This window comes from Streptomyces sp. NBC_01549, from assembly GCF_026339955.1.
Lineage (GTDB): Bacteria > Actinomycetota > Actinomycetes > Streptomycetales > Streptomycetaceae > Streptomyces.
This window is the reverse complement of the sequence record NZ_JAPEPW010000002.1, coordinates 970878-986990: the sequence shown is the minus strand read 5'-3', so window position 1 is coordinate 986990 and position 16113 is coordinate 970878. Positions and strand designations below refer to the sequence as shown.

Genomic DNA, 16113 nt, shown 5'->3' with positions numbered 1-16113 from the left:
ACGGACGGTCCGCGGTGCAGCCCGGTGAAGACCGTACCGGCCGACACCTTCAGGTCGCGCTTGTCGATCTCGGCGGTGAGCCGGGCCGGGTCGGTCGACAGATAGCCGTAGGGGCCGAGTTCGATCCAGGAGTAGCCCGCCTCGGACACCTCGTCCAGGAAGCGTTCCCAGGGCACCTGCTGGGGGTCGTCGGGGAACCAGACGCCCCAGGAGTCCGGCGCGGAACCGACCCGGATGCGGTCCAGGGGAGCGGTCATGTCAGGAGGTCCCTTCGGGGGAGGCCGTCACGGGTGCTTTGAGGTCCTCCGCTTCGGGGAGTTCGTCGACGTCGACGCCGCGGACCTGGGCTAGTTCGTGCTTGAGCGCGGCGAGTTCGGCGCCGCCGGCCATGTGGTTGGTGAGTTCTTCCAGGCTGACCTCGCTGCGGGCGGCGCTGAGTTCGAGGGTGCCCAGGCGCAGCACGCTGAAGTGGTCGCCGACCATGTAGGCGTGGTGGGGGTTGTGGGTGATGAAGATGACGCCGAGGCCGCGGTCGCGGGCGGCGGCGATGTACTTGAGGACGACGCCGGACTGCTTGACGCCGAGGGCGGCGGTGGGTTCGTCGAGGATGAGGACGCGAGCGCCGAAGTAGACGGCGCGGGCGATGGCCACGGACTGGCGCTGGCCGCCGGAGAGGGTGCCGATGGGCTGGTCGAGGTCGTCGAGGACGATGCCCATGTTGCGCAGTTCTTCGTCGGCGGTCTTCTTCATGCGGTCGATGTCGAGACGCTGGATGGGCCAGGGGCCCTTGGTCATCTCGGAGCCGAGGAAGAAGTTGCGCCACACCGGCATGAGCGGGACGGTGGCGAGGTCCTGGTAGACGGTGGCGATGCCCTTGTCGAGGGCTTCGCGGGGGGTGGAGAAGCGTACCGGGGTGCCGTCGACGAGGAACTCGCCCTCGGTGTGCTGGTGCAGGCCGGAGATGATTTTGATGAGGGTGGACTTGCCGGCGCCGTTGTCGCCGAGGACGCAGGTCACCTGGCCGGGGCGGACGGCGAGGGAGACTCCGTGCAGGGCGCGGATGTTGCCGTAGGCCTTGCCCGCGGCGCGCAGTTCGACGATCGGGGCGGTGCCGTCCTGGGGCGGGGTGTCCGGGAGGATGGCGCCGGCGGGTCCGGATCCGTTGGTTGTCATGGGTCGCTTCACCTCCGGGTCGCCGCGCGGCGGACCCACAGATTGATGAGCGTGGCGCCGAGCAGCATCACGCCGAGGAAGGCCTTGAACCAGTCGGGGTTCCAGCCCGCGTAGACGATGCCCTGGTTGACCATGCCGAACATGAAGGCGCCGAAGACCGGGCCGATCGCGGAGCCGTAGCCGCCGGTGAGCAGACAGCCGCCGATCACGGCCGCGGCGATGTAGATCAGCTCCTGGCCGACGCCCTCGCCGGACTGCACGGTGTTGAAGGAGAACAGCTGGTGCATGCCGATGAACCAGGCGCCGAAGCCGACGAGCATGAACAGCGTGATCTTGGTGAAGGTGACCGGTACGCCGACCGCGCGGGCGCTGTCCGGGTTGCCGCCGACGGCGAAGATCCAGTTGCCGTACTTGGTGCGCAGCAGGACCCAGGTGGCGATGGCGGCGAATACCAGCCACCACACGATGGTGATCTTCACCTCGACGCCGCCGACGTCGAACGAGGACGCGAAGATCTTCTTCGCCTGGTCGAAGCCGTCCATGGTGCTGATGTCGTCGGTCGCGACGTTGCCGGTGACCAGCTTGGTCACGGCGAGGTTGACGCCTTGCAGGATCAGGAAGGTGCCGAGCGTGACCAGGAAGCTCGGTAGCCCGGTCTTGACCATCATCCAGCCGTTGAACGCGCCCACCGCCAGCGAGACGATGAGCGCGACGATCACGCCCACCCAGACGTTCATGGTCAGTTGGTAACTGATCATGCTCGCGGTGAGCGCCGAGGTGATCACCGCGACGCCGGCCGAGAGGTCGAACTCGCCGCCGATCATCAGCAGGGCCACGGGCAGCGCCATGATCCCGATGGTCGACGACTGGTAGAGCACGGTCGCCATCGAGCTGCCGGAGCGCACCGAGGGCGCCGCGATCAGGAAGAAGACGAACACGGCCACGGCGCCGAGGAAGACGCCCACCTCGGGCCGGGCGAGCAGCCGCAGCGTCACAGAGCGCTGCGCGGTCCGGCCGTCGGTCTCCTTGGGGCCGGGGGCCGGCGGTGTGGTCACCGCCGGCTCAGCCTGCTGGGCCATGCTCATCACCGGGTGCCCTTCGCGGCGAACTGCGCGACCGCGTCGACGTTGGACTTGTCGACGAAGGCCGGACCCGTCAGGATCGGCTGCTCGCCACCGCCGCTGTAGTTGCCGTTCGTCTTGTAGAGCCACAGCGAGTCGATGGCCAAGTAGCCCTGCAGGTAGGGCTGCTGGTCGACCGCGAACTGGATCGTGCCCTTGCTGATGGCGCTGGTGAGTTCCTTGTTGAGGTCGAACGTGGCGACCTTCGCCTTGCTGCCGGCTTCGTCCACCGACTGCACCGCGGTGAGGGCGTACGGGGCGCCGAGGGCGACGACGTAGTCGATCGCGCTGTCCTGCTTGAGCTTGGCGATGATCGTCGACTTCACGGACGGCATGTCGGTGCCGTTGACGTACAGGGTCTCCGTCTTGCCGCTGAAGGTCTTCTTCACGCCGTCGCAGCGCTGGGTGAGTCCGATGTTGCCCTGCTCCTGGATCACACAGACGGCCTTCTTCGCGCCTTCCGAGTTCAGCCTCTTGCCGAGCGCCTCACCCGCCACCGTCTCGTCCTGCCCGAAGAACTCCATCAGGCCCAGCTTCTTCCAGTCGCTGACACCCGAGTTGAGGCCGACCACGGGGATCTTGGCCGCGGTCGCCTTGCTCACGACGTCCTTCATGGCGTCCGGCTTGGCGAGGGTGATCGCGATGCCGTCGACCTTCTGGTCGACGGCGTTCTGGACCAGGTTGGCCTGGTTGCCCGCGACCGGGTCGGCGGAGTAGACCAGCTTGACGTTGTCCTTGGCGGCCGCGGCCTCGGCGCCCTTGCGGACGATGTCCCAGAACGTGTCGCCGGGTGCCTGGTGGGTGACCAGCGCGACGGTCATGCGGGGAGTGCTGGCCTTGCCGGCCGACACCGCCGCCCCGCTCTCCTCCGCCTTCTTTCCGCCAGAGCCGCTGGAACAGCCGGCTATCAGCAGCATGGATACTGCCGCGGTCGCGACGAGGGGGGCGATTCTGCGGGTACGGGGGTGAAACGTGCGGTCCATCTTTCCAGCACCTTACTGTGCGACAGGGGAAAGGGAACGGGACGGCGCCGGGGCGCTGGGCCCGTACGGGACCCGGACGTGTCGTCCGGGTCATGTGCGGTGACGCGGCTGCTTCGTTGGGACGGGATACAAGTCCCTGGCGCACCCCCCTGTCAAGACTTTGTTAAGACATCATTTCCTGAGCAGGTCCGAATGTCAGTACAAAGTCTTGACAGGGGGTGGTCGTGCGTCCTACACCTAAGAGGCACCGGGCGCCCCGTCGCCCGCATCCCACGCATCAGGAGCGACACGCATGCCTGAGTCCGCTGAACCCTTCGACGCCGCGTCCCTCGACGTCATCACCATGGGACGCATCGGCGTCGATCTGTATCCCCTGCAGACGGGTGTGCCGCTCGCGCAGGTCGAGTCCTTCGGAAAGTTCCTCGGCGGCTCGGCGGCCAACGTCGCGGTGGCCGCCGCACGCCTGGGCCGGTCCACCGCGGTGATCACCCGCACCGGACAGGACCCCTTCGGCGCCTATCTCCACCAGGCGCTCAAGGAGTTCGGCGTCGACGACCGCTGGGTCACCCCCGTCGACGCCTACCCCACGCCGATCACGTTCTGCGAGATCTTCCCGCCGGACGACTTCCCGCTCTACTTCTACCGGCGGCCCAAGGCGCCCGACCTGGAGATCCGGACCGACGAGCTGGACTTCTTCGCGATCCGCGCGGCCCGCATCTTCTGGATCACCGGCACCGGCCTGAGCGAGGAGCCCAGCCGCTCGGCCACGCTCGCCGCGCTGAAGACGCGCGCCAAGTCCGGCACCACCGTCTTCGACCTCGACTGGCGGCCCATGTTCTGGTCCGACCCGGACGAGGCACGCCCGTACTACGCCGAGGCGCTGCGGCACGCCACCGTCGCCGTCGGCAACCTCGACGAGTGCGAGATCGCCACCGGCGTACGCGAACCCCGAGCCTGCGCCGAAGCCCTGCTGGCGGCCGGTGTGGAACTCGCCGTCGTCAAACAGGGCCCCAAGGGAGTCCTGGCCGTCCACCGCGACGGCACCGTCGCTGAGGTCCCGCCGGTCCCGGTGGAGGTCGTCAACGGCCTCGGCGCCGGAGACGCCTTCGGCGGCTCGCTCTGCCACGGGCTGCTGTCCGGCTGGGAGCTGGAGAAGACCATCCGGTACGCCAACGCGGCCGGCGCGCTCGTCGCCTCCCGTCTCGCCTGCTCCTCCGCGATGCCCACCGAGTCCGAGGTCGAGGACCTCCTCGCGCGCGGCTGACCGACGCCACCCCCTGAACAGGAGCCTGTCTTGAGCATCAGCATCCCCGACCTCGCCACGGTGCGCGCCCGGCACCCGGAGGCCATCGCCGAAGCGGCCGCCCGCCGGGTCCGCCGCCCGCTGATCGGCGACAGCGGCCGTCTGATGGTCGTAGCCGCGGACCACCCGGCGCGCGGCGCCCTCGGCGTCGGCGAGCACCGCCTGGCCATGGCCAACCGCGCCGACCTCCTCGAACGCCTCTGCGTCGCGCTGTCCCGGCCCGGGGTGGACGGGGTGCTCGCCACCGCCGACATCCTGGAGGACCTGCTGCTCCTGGGCGTTCTGGAGAACAAGGTCGTGATGGGCTCCATGAACCGCGGCGGGCTGTCCGGCGCCTCCTTCGAGATGGACGACCGCTTCACCGGCCATCGCGCCGAGGACATCGAGCGGCTCCGCTTCGACGCCGGAAAGCTGCTGGTCCGCATCGACTACGAAGACCCGGGCTCCCTCGAGACCCTGGAAACCACCGCGCGCGCCATCGACGACATGGCCGCCCGCCGACTGCCGTTGTTCGTCGAGCCGTTCATATCCCACCGGGTGGACGGCAAGGTCCGCAACGACCTGAGCGCCGAGGCCGTCACCCGGTCCATCGCCATCGCCTCCGGCCTCGGCGGCACCTCGGCCTACACCTGGCTCAAGCTTCCGGTCACCGACGACCCCGACGACATGGCCGAGGTGCTGGAGGCCTCCACCCTGCCCGCCGTACTGCTCGGCGGCGAGGTCGGTAGCGACCAGGAGGGCGCGTACGAGAAATGGCGCAAAGCCCTGCGGCTGCCCACCGTCCAGGGCATGGTCGTCGGCCGCTCGCTGCTCTACCCCGCCGAGGGCAGCGTGGAGACCGCGGTGGACACCGCGGTCGGCCTGCTCTGACTCGCACCCGCCCGCGCCGACTCGCCGCCTCCCGAAGGCCCGCTCTGATTCCCGTAGAGGAGCCACTTCCGATGACCACCACGCACCATCTGCCCGCGGGCAAGGCCGCCGCCGACGCCTACGCCGTGGACGTCACCCCCGAGTCGGCCGGCTGGGGCCACTCCAGCCTGCGGGTGCTCGAACTGCCCGCCGGTGGCTGGCACGCCTTCGACACCGGCGACAGCGAGTGGATCGTGGTCCCGCTCTCGGGCGGTTGCACCGTCGCCGTCGGCGGTGACACGTTCCGGCTCGCCGGGCGCGAGAGCGTCTTCAGCGGGGTGAGCGACTTCGCGTACGTGCCCCGCGACGCCCAGGTCTCGATCGCCTCGCGCGACGGCGGCCGGTTCGCGCTCACCGGCGCCCGCTGCACCCGCCGACTGCCCGCCCGATACGGGCCGGCCTCCTCCGTGCCGGTCGAACTGCGCGGCACCGGCAACTGCTCCCGCCAGGTCAACAACTTCGGCGCGGCAGGGGTCTTCGAGTGCGACAAGCTGATCGCCGTCGAGGTGATCACCCCCGGTGGCAACTGGTCCTCCTTCCCGCCGCACAAGCACGACGAACACCGGCCCGGCGAGGAGTCCGAACTCGAGGAGATCTACTACTTCGAGTTCGCCCCGCACGAGGGCACGCCCGGCCTCGGCTACCAGCGCGTCTCGCCCTCGGGCCACGGCGCCAACACCGATGTGCTGGCCGAGGTGCGCGACGGCGACGTCGTCCTCATCCCCGACGGCTGGCACGGGCCGTCCATGGCCGTGCCCGGCCACGACATGTACTACCTCAACGTCATGGCGGGCCCCGGCACCGACCGCGCCTGGCTGATCTGCGACCACCCCGACCACGCCTGGATCCGCGACACCTGGCCGGAGCGGCCGGTCGACCCCCGCCTGCCCCTCTACACCGCCCCAGAGAGGTCCTGATGAGCACCACCACCCGTCGCCTGACGACAGCCCAGGCGCTGGTGCGCTTCCTGTCCGCGCAGTACAGCGAGCGCGACGGCGTACGCCACCGGCTGATCGCCGGCACCTGGGGCATCTTCGGCCACGGCAATGTGGCGGGCATCGGCCAGGCCCTCCTGGAGGCCGGCGAGGACACCATGCCCTTCCACCAGGGCCGCAACGAACAGTCCATGGTGCACGCGGCGGTCGGCTACGCCCGGCAGCTCAACCGCCTCTCCGCCCAGGCCGTGACCACGTCCATCGGCCCCGGCGCCACCAACCTCGTCACCGGCGCCGCCCTCGCGACGATCAACCGTCTGCCCGTACTGCTGCTGCCCGGCGACTACTTCGCGACGCGCTCCGCCGACCCCCTGCTCCAGCAGCTGGAACATCCCGTCGAGGCGGATGTCTCCGTCAACGACACACTGCGCCCGGTCTCCCGCTACTTCGACCGGATCACCCGCCCGGAGATGCTGATCCCGGCCGCGCTGAACGCGATGAGGGTGCTGGCCGACCCGGCCGACACCGGCGCCGTCACCCTCGCCCTGCCGCAGGACGTGCAGGCGGAGGCCTACGACTGGCCGGAGGAGTTCTTCGCCGAGCGCGTCTGGCACGTACGCCGTCCCGCCGCCGATCCGTTCGAACTCGCCGAAGCCGTACGGGCGATCCGCGCCGCCGAGCGCCCCCTGATCGTCGCTGGCGGGGGAGTGCACCACAGCGAGGCCGAGACGGCGCTCAAGGCCCTCGTCGACGCCACCGGCATCCCGGTCGCCTCCACCCAGGCGGGCAAGGGATCGCTGCGCCACGATCACCCCGCCGACCTCGGCGGCATCGGCCACACCGGCACCGCCGTCAGCGACGAGATCGCCCGCACCGCCGACCTGATCATCGGGGTCGGTACCCGCTACACGGACTTCACCACCGCCTCGAACACGCTGTTCCAGCAGCCGGGCGTGCGCTTCGTCAACCTCAACATCACCGCCTTCGACGCCCACAAGCTCGCCGCCCGGCCGCTGGTCGCGGACGCGCGGACCGGGCTCGAGGCGCTGGCGGAGGGACTGTCGGGCCACCGGGTCGACGCGGGGTACGAGGCGGAGTACCGCGCGGGCAGGGCGCGTTGGGAGGAGGTCGTCGAGGCCGCCTACCGGGCGGAGGACTCCGCGGTGCCCACCCAGACGCAGGTCCTCGGCGCCCTGGACGTCGTCGTCGGCGACGACGACGTGGTCATCAACGCGGCCGGCTCGCTCCCCGGTGACCTGCACAAGCTGTGGCGGGCGCGCGGTCCGCGCCAGTACCACCTGGAGTACGGCTACTCCTGCATGGGCTACGAGATCCCCGCCGGTATCGGAGTCCAGCAGGCCGCCCCTGGCACGCCCGTCTGGTCGCTGGTCGGCGACGGCACCTATCTGATGATGCCCACCGAGATCGTCACCGCCGTCCAGGAGGGCCTGCCCGTCAACCTGGTCCTGATCCAGAACCACGGTTACGCCTCCATCGGCGGCCTCTCCGAGGAGGTCGGAGCCGAGCGCTTCGGCACCGCCTACCGCTACCGCGCAGCCGACGGCACGTTCTCCGGAGCCCCGCTCCCGGTGGACCTCGCCGCCAACGCCGCCAGCCTCGGCATGGACGTCATCCGCGCCAAGACCGTACGGGAACTGCGCGACGGCCTGGCCGCCGCGCGCGCCTCGGACCGGCCGACCTGCGTCTACGTCGAGACCGACCCGACGCCCACCGCACCGCCCGCCGAGGCCTGGTGGGACGTGCCCGTCGCGGAAGTCGCCTCTCGCGACGCCGCGTCGGCCGCCCGTGAGCGGTACGACGGCCACGCCGTCGAGCGCCGTCGCCACCTCTGACCCCGACTTCTTCCCCCCGCCACCGAAAGGCCCCCGCACCATGAAGACCATCACGCACTGGATCGGCGGCAAGCCCGTCGAGTCCGCGTCCGGACGCTTCGGTTCCGTCTACAACCCGGCCACCGGCGCCCAGGAGAAGCAGGTCGGCTTCGCCTCGGTCGACGAGGTGGACGCCGCCGTCGCCGATGCCAAGTCGGCGTACGAGAGCTGGGGCAGCGTCTCGCTCGCCAAGCGCACGGCGATCCTCTTCAAGTACCGCGAACTGCTCGACGCGCACCGTGACGAGATCGCCGAACTGATCACCGCCGAGCACGGCAAGGTGCACTCGGACGCGCTCGGCGAGGTCGCGCGCGGCATGGAGATCGTCGAACTGGCCTGCGGCATCGCCGACAAGCTCAAGGGCGAGCTGTCCACGCAGGTCTCGACCCGGGTCGACGTGGCCTCGATCCGGCAGCCGCTGGGCGTCGTCGCCGGCATCACGCCGTTCAACTTCCCGGCCATGGTGCCGATGTGGATGTTCCCGCTGGCCATCGCCTGCGGCAACACCTTCGTGCTCAAGCCGAGCGAGAAGGACCCGTCGGCCTCCTTCCGGCTGGCCGAGCTGGCCTCCGAAGCCGGGCTGCCGGACGGTGTGCTGAACATCGTGCAGGGCGACAAGGTCGCGGTCGACCGCCTCCTGGAGCACCCGGACGTCGTCGCGGTCTCCTTCGTCGGCTCCACGCCCATCGCCAAGTACATCCAGCTCAAGGGCGTCGAGCACGACAAGCGCGTACAGGCCCTCGGCGGTGCCAAGAACCACATGCTCGTCCTGCCCGACGCCGACCTGGACTTCGCCGCCGACCAGGCGATCAACGCCGCCTACGGCTCGGCCGGCGAGCGCTGCATGGCAGTCTCGGTCGTGGTCGCGGTCGGCGACACCGGCGACGAGCTGGTCGGCAAGATCGCCGAGCGGGCGAAGGCCCTGCGCATCGGCCCCGGCAACGACCCCGCCTCCGAGATGGGCCCGCTGATCACGCGCGAGCACCGCGACAAGGTGGCGTCGTACGTCGCCGGTGCGGCGGCCCAGGGCGCCGAGGTCGTCGTCGACGGCACCGGCTACTCCGTCGAAGGCCACGAGGACGGCTTCTTCATCGGTGTCTCGCTGCTCGACAAGGTCCCGGTGACGGCGGACGCGTACAAGGACGAGATCTTCGGCCCGGTGCTGTGCGTCGTGCGCGCCGACACCTACGAGGAGGCCATCAAGCTGATCAACAGCTCCCGCTGGGGCAACGGCACCGCGATCTTCACCCGGGACGGCGGCGCGGCCCGCCGCTTCCAGCTGGAGGTCCAGGCGGGCATGGTCGGCATCAACGTGCCGATCCCGGTGCCCGTCGGCTACCACTCCTTCGGCGGCTGGAAGGACTCCCTCTTCGGCGACCTGCACATCTACGGCAACGACGGCATCGCCTTCTACACCCAGGGCAAGGTGATCACCACGCGTTGGCCCGACCCGTCCGACGCGGGCATCAACCTCGGCTTCCCCAGCCACTCCTGACTCGCAGTGGCGGCCGGTGCGGCGACAGATCTCTTCCGTCCCCGCACCGGCCGTCCTCAGGACCGACCGTCAGGACGATGCGATGGCAAGGGTTCCCGTCCGCCGGACCGCCCGATTCCCACGAGCAGCGGCCGCCGCTGTACCCGTGGGCCTCGACTTCACGCTGGACCGCAACAGCCCCGTCCCGCTCTACTACCAGCTCGCGCAACAGCTGGAGAGCGCCATCCAGCGCGGTGTACTGAGCCCGGGCAGCCTGCTGGGCAACGAGGTCGAGCTCGCGGGACGCCTCGGTCTGTCCCGCCCCACCGTCCGTCAGGGCATCCAGACCCTGGTCGACAAGGGGTTCCTGGTCCGCCGCCGGGGCGTGGGCACCCAGGTGGTGCACAGCCAGGTCAAACGCCCACTGGAGCTCAGCAGCCTCTACGACGACCTGGAGAACGCCGGACAGCGCCCCACGACCCAGGTGCTGCACAACGCCCTCGAACCGGCGTCCGCCGACGTCGCGGCCGCCCTGGGCATCGCCGAGGGCGGCGCGGTACACCGTGTGGAGCGGCTGCGCCTCACCCACGGCCGACCCGTGGCGGCCCTGTGCAACTACATCCCGGAAGGGCTGCTGGACGTCGACACCGCCCGCCTGGAGTCGACCGGCCTGTACCGCATGATGCGTGCCGGCGGCATCAGCCTGCACAGCGCCCGCCAGACCGTGGGCGCCCGCGCCGCCTCGCCGGAGGAGGCCGCGCGGCTGGACGAACCGGCGGGCGCCGCCCTGCTCACCATGCAGCGCACGGCCTACGCCGACACCGGCCGCGCGGTCGAGTACGGCACCCACATCTACCGCTCCTCGCGATACGCCTTCGAGTTCCAGCTGCTGCTTCGCACATGAACGCCGCGACCGACGTGCGGGCGCTCACCCGCCCGTCACTCCCCGGCGTCGCGGCGTGCCCGGTCGCGGCGGCGCAGCAGGAGGAAACCGCCCGCGAGGGCGGCGACGCCAGTGGCGGCGGTCCAGGCCGGCAGGCCGGAGGAACCGGTGGCGGCCAGGTCACCGGCGCTCCCACCCAAAGGGCTCGCCGCGGAGGAGGGCGTGGCGGAAGGACCGACGGACCTGCTGCCTGAGGGCGACACACCGGACGCCACGGCGGTCGGCTTCGCCGACGCCAGGGCGGCGGTGGCCCGAGGCCGGGTGAACGCCAGTGTGCCGAAGCCAAGTTGGTCGTAACCGCCGCTGTTGGGGCCGTAGTCCCCGCCGCCGCCCTCGGGCGCGAACCGGGCCGCGATCTTCGTGAGGTAGGGCGCGTCCAGCCCCCGGCGCTCGGTGTAGTGATTGCTGATCATGGCCCAGATCGGCCGGGCCATGGCCGGATCGACGGCCGCCGCCGCGGACGCGGTCTCCGAGCCCGACCAGATGCCGGGTGCGCCCTTCTTACGGGTGTACGAGGTGTAGGGCACGTCCGCGCCCAGGCTCCACTTGGCGACGTACTGGGCGCCCTTGAGGAATCGGCTGTCGTCATAGCCGTACAGGTCGATGCCCTGGTTCCAGGCCATCTCGCAGATGGTGCCCATCAAGCCGACGCCCAGCAGGGCATGACCCTGGTCACGGCCGGCCTCGACCCATTCGGCGAGGCCGTCGGCGTACACGACCGGGATGGCGTTCTTGACGGAGCCCATTCCCGCGCCGTGCTTGAAGTACTCGACGGCGCGGTCGACCTTCGCGCGGTCGTCGCACAGGATGCCGATGGCGAGGACCGAGGCGATGTTCGTCAGGTCCCAGTTGGCCCAGTAGTTGGTGATGTAGGAGCCGTTGTGGTTCGCGAGGAAGTCCTCGCTCAGCGGGTGGAAGACGTCGAGCATCATCTTCTGGAATCGGGCCAGTTCGAAGCCGTCGTGGCCGCGGACGAGCTCGGCGGCATTGGCGAACTGGTAGCCGTAGAGGCCCGAGGCGAGGAACCGGTCGGCGCTGCCGTCGAGCCTGGTCAGCTTGGCCGACCAGGCGTTGAGGATGTCGCGGGCGGTGTCGGCGTGCGCGGTGATGCCGGTGATGTGCCAGCGCAGGGCGTTCTGGTAGGCCGCGTGGATGTCGTGGTAGAGCGTGGCGTAGTTCTCGGGCGTGCCCGAGCCGCGGTAGACGGTCGCCTGGGGGTTGGCCGTCCAGGTGTTCTGGGCATGCCGGTTGGCCGTCAGCCTGGCGAAGCCGGCCGCGTAGGGCTCCGCGCCGGCCTTCACCTCGGCCGCCATACGGTGCAGATCGGCCCGGGTGTGCAGCATCCCGGGGTGCGCGAAGACACCGCCCGCCGCCGCTGCCGGGGCCGCCGCGACGGCGGTGCCGGCAGCGGCGGCGCCCGCGGCCGCACCGGCGATCTTCAGCATGTTCCGGCGACTGATCTGTACTGTCACTGACTTGGTTCCTTAGCGCTCGGTGCCTGGGGATGCCTACGCACAGGAGACGCCGTGGAACGCGGCCGATAACAGAAAGTCGCGGCAGCCGTCCTTCATGGACGCGACGACGGATCCGGCCACCGCGGCCGTCACGTCATGCCAGGGACACCCACGAGCCCCGCTCGGCGGAACGGGACATCGCGTCCAGCGCGGCCGCGCTGTGCACCGCGTCGACCAGCGTCGCGCCGTACGAGGTGTTCTCGGCGATCGAGCGCAGGAAGTTGTGCGCCTCGATGACCTTGAGGTCGTCGTAGCCCATGCTGTTCGCGGAGCCCGGCTGGAAGGCCGCGTACTCGCCGTGCCCGGGGCCGACGTACACCGTGCTGACGGGCTGGTCCTGGTACGACGTACCCCTGCTGACGCCCAGTTCGCCCATGCGCCGGAAGTCCCAGAAGACCGCGCCCTTGGTGCCGTGCACCTCGAAGCCGTAGTTGTTCTGCTCGCCCACCGAGACCCGGCAGGCCTCCAGCACGCCCCGCGCACCGGAGGCGAAGCGCAGCAGGCAGTTGACATAGTCCTCGTTCTCCACCGGGCCCAGATCGCCGCCCGCCGCGCGGGTGTGACCGGCGGTGGCGCCGGTCGGGCGGGCCCGCCGGGGCAGGAAGATCGCGGTGTCGGCGGTCAGCGCCTCGATCTCGCCGAGCAGGAAGCGCGCCAGGTCGACGCCGTGCGAGGCCAGGTCGCCGAGGACTCCGCTGCCGCCGCGCTCCCGCTCGTAGCGCCAGGTCAGGGCGCCCTCCGGATGGGCCGCGTAGTCGCTGAACAGCCGGATGCGGACATGCGTGACGGTGCCGATCTCGCCGGAGGCGATCAGTTCGCGGGCGGCGGCGACGGCGGGCGCATTGCGGTAGTTGAAGCCGACCGTGCCCTGGACCCCGGCCTTGGTGACCGCGTCCGACACGGCGCGGGCGTCCTCGGCGGTCAGGCCCACCGGCTTCTCGATCCAGATGTGCTTGCCCGCCTCGGCCATGGCGAGGCCGATCTCGCGGTGCAGGAAGTTCGGCGCGGCGATGCTCACCGCCTGGACCCGGGGATCGGCGGCCACCTCGCGCCAGTCGCGGTGGGCGGCCGTGAACCCGTACCGGGCCGCGGCCTCCTCCGCCCTGCCGGGCACCTCGTCCGCGACGGCGACCAGTTCGGGTCGCAGGGACAGCTCCGGGAAATGGTGGGACACGCGGGCGTACGCCTGGGTGTGCACCCGTCCCATCCAGCCGAACCCCACGACGGCAACCCCGAGCGAACGCACCATGACTGCCCCTCTTTGGACCGGTCCAACAAGTTCCCGGCTCACAGTGAAGGCTGCTGCGGTGCGTGTCAACCCCTTTGACAAGCTCACCCGCTGTATGGAACGGTCCAGAAATGGAGCCACGCAGACCATGAGAGCACCGACGATTCGTGACGTCGCCGAACGGGCCGGAGTGTCGAAGTCTCTGGTCTCCCTCGTGCTGCGCGGCTCCGACCAGGTCCGTGACGAGAAGCGGCAGGCCGTGCTGGCCGCCGTCGAGGAGCTCGGCTACCGGCCCAACGCGGCGGCGCGCAGCCTCAGCGAGCGGCGCACCCGCACGGTCGGGGTGCTCCTCAACGACATGCGCAACCCCTGGTTCGTGGAGCTCCTGGACGGTCTGAACTCCCGGCTGCACGACTCCGGTCTGCACATGCTGCTCGCCGACGGCCATCTCAACCGGCGTCTCGGCGAGGACCTCACCCGTACCTTCGTGGACCTGCGGGTCGACGGTCTGATCGCCGTCGGCACCCTGCCGGCCGCCGAAGCGCTGCGGGCGGCGGCCGGGCAGATCCCCACCGTGGTCGCGGGCGCCCGGGAGCCCGAGCTGCCCGGTGTCGACGTCGTCGCCAACGACGACGAGCGCGGCGCCCGCCTGGCCACCGAGCATCTCATCGGCCTCGGCCACCGCCGTATCGCGCACATCGCGGGGCAGGGGATGGTCGGCGAACTGCGCCGCCGCAGCTTCCAGGCGGTCATGCGTGAACACGGACTGGCCGCGGAGGCGGTCGTGGAGCAGGGCGACCTGACCGAGGAGGGCGGCTACCGTGCCACGGTCCGGCTGCTCAGCGCCCCCGAACGACCCACCGCCGTCTTCGCGTTCAACGACATCGCCTGTGTCGGCGCCCTGTCGGCCGCCGAGGAACTCGGCCTCCAGGTGCCGCGCGACCTCTCCCTCGTCGGCTACGACAACACCTACCTCGCACGGCTGCGGCACCTGTGGCTCACCACCGTGGACAGCGCCGGGCACGACGTCGGCCGCCGTGCCGCGCAGTGTCTGCTCGACCGGATCGCCGACCCCGCCCGCCCGGGCGAGCTCGTTCTCACCACCCCGGCGCTCGAGGTCCGCGGCACGACGGCACCCGTGCGGGGTTAGGGCCTGTTCGACTTCCTGCTCCGCGAGGAGGTCATCTCCGCTCCCGACCCGGACACGGCCACCGTCGTCATGGAGCTCCCGCGACGTCCGCGCGCCGGGCGCACCCGCCGGACTCGGGCCGCGCCGTCCCGCACGGTCCCATGGGGGAGCCTGTTCGGACCCGGCCGCCGAGCAGGCCGGTCAGGAGGGCGTCGGTGGCCGGGGCCAGCAGCTGCCGGCCGTCGGGGGACGACTCCAGGCCGACGACCAGGGCCAGACAGATGTCGGCGGCCTCGGCGGGATCGACACCGGTCGGGGTGGCCACCTCGGCGAAAAGGCTGATCAGCAGGCACCGCAACTCCCCGACGAACGTGTGGCAGATGTCCCCGAACAACCGGGCCTTCTCGTCGAGGAGTTCGGCCGTGTGCGGGGAGTCGCCTGCCAGCTGGAGCACCAGGCCGAGCTTGGCGGCCAGAACGCCCCGGACGCGCTCGGCGTGCGGGGCGCCGCACTCGGCCGCCGCCTCCCGGGCCCGGCCGAGCGCCCGCTCGTGCAGACGCCCGGCGAGCAGACGGAAGGCATCGTCCTTGCCGCGGACGTACTGGTAGACCGCCGACCGGGACACGCCCATGGCGGAGGCGATGTCGTCCATCGTCGTGCGCCGTACGCCGTACCTGGTCAGGCAGTCGTAGGCGGCGTCGAGGACCTCATCGAGCCGGTCGGTGGCCATGAGGGTCAGGCCAGCTTCTTCAGCAGCTCGACGGCGAGCGGAGCGGAGGACGCCGGGTTCTGGCCGGTGACCAGGTTGCGGTCGACGACCACCTTGGGGGCCCACGGCTCGCCCTCCTGGAAGTCGACGCCCGCCTCGACGAGGCGGTCCTGGAGCAGCCACTTGGCCCGGCCGGCGAGACCGGCCTGCGTCTCCTCGGCGTTGGTGAACCCGGAGACCCGGTAACCCGCGAAGACGTTGCCGCCGTCCTCCTTCGTCGCGGCGAGCAGCGCGGCCGGGCCGTGGCACACCACACCGAGCGGCTTGCCCGACTCCAGCGCGAGGGTGAGCAGCCGCCCGGAGTCCGCGTCGACCGCCAGATCCTCCATCGGTCCGTGGCCGCCGGGGTAGAAGACGGCCGCGTAGTCGTCCAGTTCGACCTCGTCCAGCTTGATCGGCCGCTGAAGCTCGGTCATCGACGTGAGGACGTGCGCGATCCGGTCGGCGCCCTCCTGGCCACCGTTGAGCTCGGGGGTCAGGCTCCCCTTGTCCACGGTCGGTACGACGCCGCCGGGAGTGGCGACGACGACCTCGTGGCCCGCGGCCTTGAAGGCCTCGTACGGGGCGACGGCCTCCTCGGCCCAGAAGCCGCTCGGGTGGCGGGTGCCGTCGGCGAGCGTCCAGTGGTCGACGCCGGTGATCACAAAGAGAATCTTCGACATGGTGCGTTTCTCCGGGGGTGCGGGGGGTTGTTGCCCGTTGTTCCTGTCGTACGCCCTGACGTTCTGGACCCAGAGCGT

Annotated in this window: 14 protein-coding genes and 1 pseudogene; 7 read left to right on the top strand and 8 right to left on the bottom strand. The window is 70.7% G+C overall.

What is annotated here, in order from left to right:
- Nucleotides 1-2: 2 nt before the first annotated feature.
- The 4 genes and pseudogenes from OG819_RS39200 to OG819_RS39185 form a co-directional block, all read right to left on the bottom strand.
- Nucleotides 3-257 (bottom strand): annotated as a pseudogene (locus OG819_RS39200) (2-keto-myo-inositol dehydratase); the annotation flags it as partial.
- A gap of 1 nt (nt 258) precedes the next feature.
- The gene (locus tag OG819_RS39195) at nt 259-1173 is read right to left on the bottom strand and encodes an ATP-binding cassette domain-containing protein (protein ID WP_266632800.1); all 915 of its coding nucleotides are present in this window, start codon (nt 1171-1173) and stop codon (nt 259-261) included.
- Nucleotides 1174-1181: 8 nt separating this feature from the next.
- On the bottom strand, nt 1182-2258 hold the full coding sequence (locus tag OG819_RS39190; protein WP_266632802.1) for an ABC transporter permease: 1077 nt from the start codon (nt 2256-2258) through the stop codon (nt 1182-1184).
- Nucleotides 2258-3277: a sugar ABC transporter substrate-binding protein gene (locus tag OG819_RS39185; RefSeq protein ID WP_266632804.1), complete on the bottom strand. Its 1020-nt coding sequence runs from the start codon at nt 3275-3277 to the stop codon at nt 2258-2260. The genes OG819_RS39190 and OG819_RS39185 overlap by 1 nt, the downstream gene beginning before the upstream one ends.
- A gap of 292 nt (nt 3278-3569) precedes the next feature.
- Between OG819_RS39185 and iolC the strand changes: the two genes are divergently transcribed.
- From iolC to OG819_RS39155, 6 genes are all read left to right on the top strand, one after another.
- Entirely contained in the window at nt 3570-4541 is a 972-nt protein-coding gene (gene iolC / locus OG819_RS39180) for a 5-dehydro-2-deoxygluconokinase (protein WP_266632806.1), read from the top strand.
- Nucleotides 4542-4571: 30 nt separating this feature from the next.
- On the top strand, nt 4572-5450 hold the full coding sequence (locus OG819_RS39175; protein ID WP_266653865.1) for a deoxyribose-phosphate aldolase: 879 nt from the start codon (nt 4572-4574) through the stop codon (nt 5448-5450).
- A gap of 71 nt (nt 5451-5521) precedes the next feature.
- Entirely contained in the window at nt 5522-6406 is an 885-nt protein-coding gene (gene iolB / locus OG819_RS39170) for a 5-deoxy-glucuronate isomerase (RefSeq protein WP_266632810.1), read from the top strand.
- Nucleotides 6406-8277 (top strand): 3D-(3,5/4)-trihydroxycyclohexane-1,2-dione acylhydrolase (decyclizing), encoded by a 1872-nt coding sequence (gene iolD, locus OG819_RS39165; protein WP_266653863.1) that lies wholly within the window; start codon nt 6406-6408, stop codon nt 8275-8277. The genes iolB and iolD overlap by 1 nt, the downstream gene beginning before the upstream one ends.
- Before the next feature lie 40 nt (nt 8278-8317).
- Entirely contained in the window at nt 8318-9811 is a 1494-nt protein-coding gene (locus OG819_RS39160; protein ID WP_266632814.1) for a CoA-acylating methylmalonate-semialdehyde dehydrogenase, read from the top strand.
- Nucleotides 9812-9893: 82 nt separating this feature from the next.
- On the top strand, nt 9894-10694 hold the full coding sequence (locus OG819_RS39155; protein WP_323139407.1) for a GntR family transcriptional regulator: 801 nt from the start codon (nt 9894-9896) through the stop codon (nt 10692-10694).
- Nucleotides 10695-10729: 35 nt separating this feature from the next.
- Here OG819_RS39155 and OG819_RS39150 read toward each other — a convergent pair whose 3' ends face one another.
- Complete coding sequence (locus tag OG819_RS39150; protein WP_266655489.1) at nt 10730-12178, bottom strand: alginate lyase family protein; 1449 nt, start codon at nt 12176-12178, stop codon at nt 10730-10732.
- A 163-nt stretch (nt 12179-12341) separates the two neighbouring features.
- A complete protein-coding gene (locus OG819_RS39145; RefSeq protein ID WP_266632816.1) occupies nt 12342-13496 on the bottom strand; it encodes a Gfo/Idh/MocA family protein in 1155 nt (384 codons plus the stop codon).
- A 127-nt stretch (nt 13497-13623) separates the two neighbouring features.
- On the opposite strand from OG819_RS39145, the gene OG819_RS39140 reads away from it, so the two are divergent.
- Nucleotides 13624-14625, top strand: coding sequence for a LacI family DNA-binding transcriptional regulator (locus tag OG819_RS39140; RefSeq protein ID WP_266632818.1), 1002 nt, complete (start codon nt 13624-13626; stop codon nt 14623-14625).
- A 67-nt stretch (nt 14626-14692) separates the two neighbouring features.
- Here OG819_RS39140 and OG819_RS39135 read toward each other — a convergent pair whose 3' ends face one another.
- Both OG819_RS39135 and OG819_RS39130 read right to left on the bottom strand, forming a co-directional pair.
- On the bottom strand, nt 14693-15334 hold the full coding sequence (locus OG819_RS39135; RefSeq protein WP_266653861.1) for a TetR/AcrR family transcriptional regulator: 642 nt from the start codon (nt 15332-15334) through the stop codon (nt 14693-14695).
- A gap of 5 nt (nt 15335-15339) precedes the next feature.
- Complete coding sequence (locus OG819_RS39130) at nt 15340-16035, bottom strand: type 1 glutamine amidotransferase domain-containing protein (RefSeq protein ID WP_266635026.1); 696 nt, start codon at nt 16033-16035, stop codon at nt 15340-15342.
- Between the last annotated feature and the right edge of the window lie 78 nt (nt 16036-16113).